The organism is Moorena sp. SIO3I6, assembly GCF_010672095.1.
The window spans coordinates 1-1,125 of record NZ_JAAHHU010001620.1; the positions used below are offsets into that span (position 1 = coordinate 1).

The window sequence follows — 1,125 nt, forward strand, 5'->3', positions numbered from 1 at the left end:
GTCCTTTGGTGGAAATACCTAGTTTTTTCAGACCTGCTAAAATCAGTTGGTTTTCATAGGGTAGGATAGATTCCGTGAAAGCCAGTATCCCCAATCCAAAGGCAGCGGGGTATTGGAAGCAAGCAGTGGTGTAGATTTGCAGGAAGCGTTGGGTTCCTGGTAATAATTCTTGTGATGACTTTGGTAGAGGTATCGACTCACCTGGTGCGATCGCTGATAATTCTTCAAATAACTGCTGCCACATTTGAGGATGGGGTTTGCTATGACCAGATTTCCCCGATAATCCGTGTTCTTCATAGAGATTCTTTAATAAAGGGATTCGGGTTTGGGGTGTAGGTAGTTTAGAAGCAACAGCAGTGAGCCAATTGGGGAAACACCAACTAATCAGATAACGCTGGTTGAGCCAAGTTTCTAGATTACGACTTACGCTAGTTTCCCTGATTAAAGAGGATAATCGGGGATGATCAGCAACTAAGACTCCTAATTTTTCCTCAGTAGTGGGTAAATCCTCTAGGTGAGTGTGCCTTAACGGTAGATTTTGGAAACTCAGCAGCCAGGGATGCTGGAGTAGAGCATGATTTCGGGCATAATCGGGAATTTGCTGGGGAGACCCCAGACTTTGGATGGTAGCGATGGAAAAGCTGTTGGGTGATTCAGCTTGGGTGGGTCTATCTAACTGCTGCCAGACCTGTAGAGTCCGCATATATTCTAGAAAGTCTTGCATGATCTAATGTCACTAGTAATAGTGTTTTTACTGTTTTCTACAATGAAAGCTTCGTCCCAACAGGAAGAAGTATGCAGATCAAGGAGCAGCGGGAAGATTTCATGACGGTCAAGTCAGATCAACAGTTGCACTATACCGATAAAGCACGGATAAATATGGCGTTGCTGATTCTTGGAAAGAATGCGCAAACGTCTGATTTAGGTCAAGCCCCCGTGGGTCCCCCAACTTTGGGGGACTTTCAAAGTCTTGTTCCCCCCAAAATTGGGGGGCTAGGGGGGCAAAACGATACCCAGCCCCCCTACCCATGGATTGTGTGCGTAAGTCCTGAAATAAAGAAATTAAAAGCACACTGCTTTACAGCGATGACTTAACCATGCAGCATTCTGTTTCCCCTGTTTGCC

Annotated in this window: 2 protein-coding genes; one reads left to right on the forward strand and one right to left on the reverse strand. The window is 45.5% G+C overall.

Annotated elements, in window-relative coordinates; all coding sequences use genetic code 11:
- On the reverse strand, window positions 1–724 hold a 724-nt coding region (locus F6K49_RS51720), incomplete at its 3' end, for an iron-containing redox enzyme family protein (RefSeq protein WP_293110790.1).
- A 71-nt stretch (window positions 725–795) separates the two neighbouring features.
- Here F6K49_RS51720 and F6K49_RS51725 point away from each other — a divergent pair.
- The gene (locus tag F6K49_RS51725) at window positions 796–1,095 is read left to right on the forward strand and encodes a hypothetical protein (RefSeq protein WP_293110792.1); all 300 of its coding nucleotides are present in this window, start codon (window positions 796–798) and stop codon (window positions 1,093–1,095) included.
- Window positions 1,096–1,125: the final 30 nt, after the last annotated feature.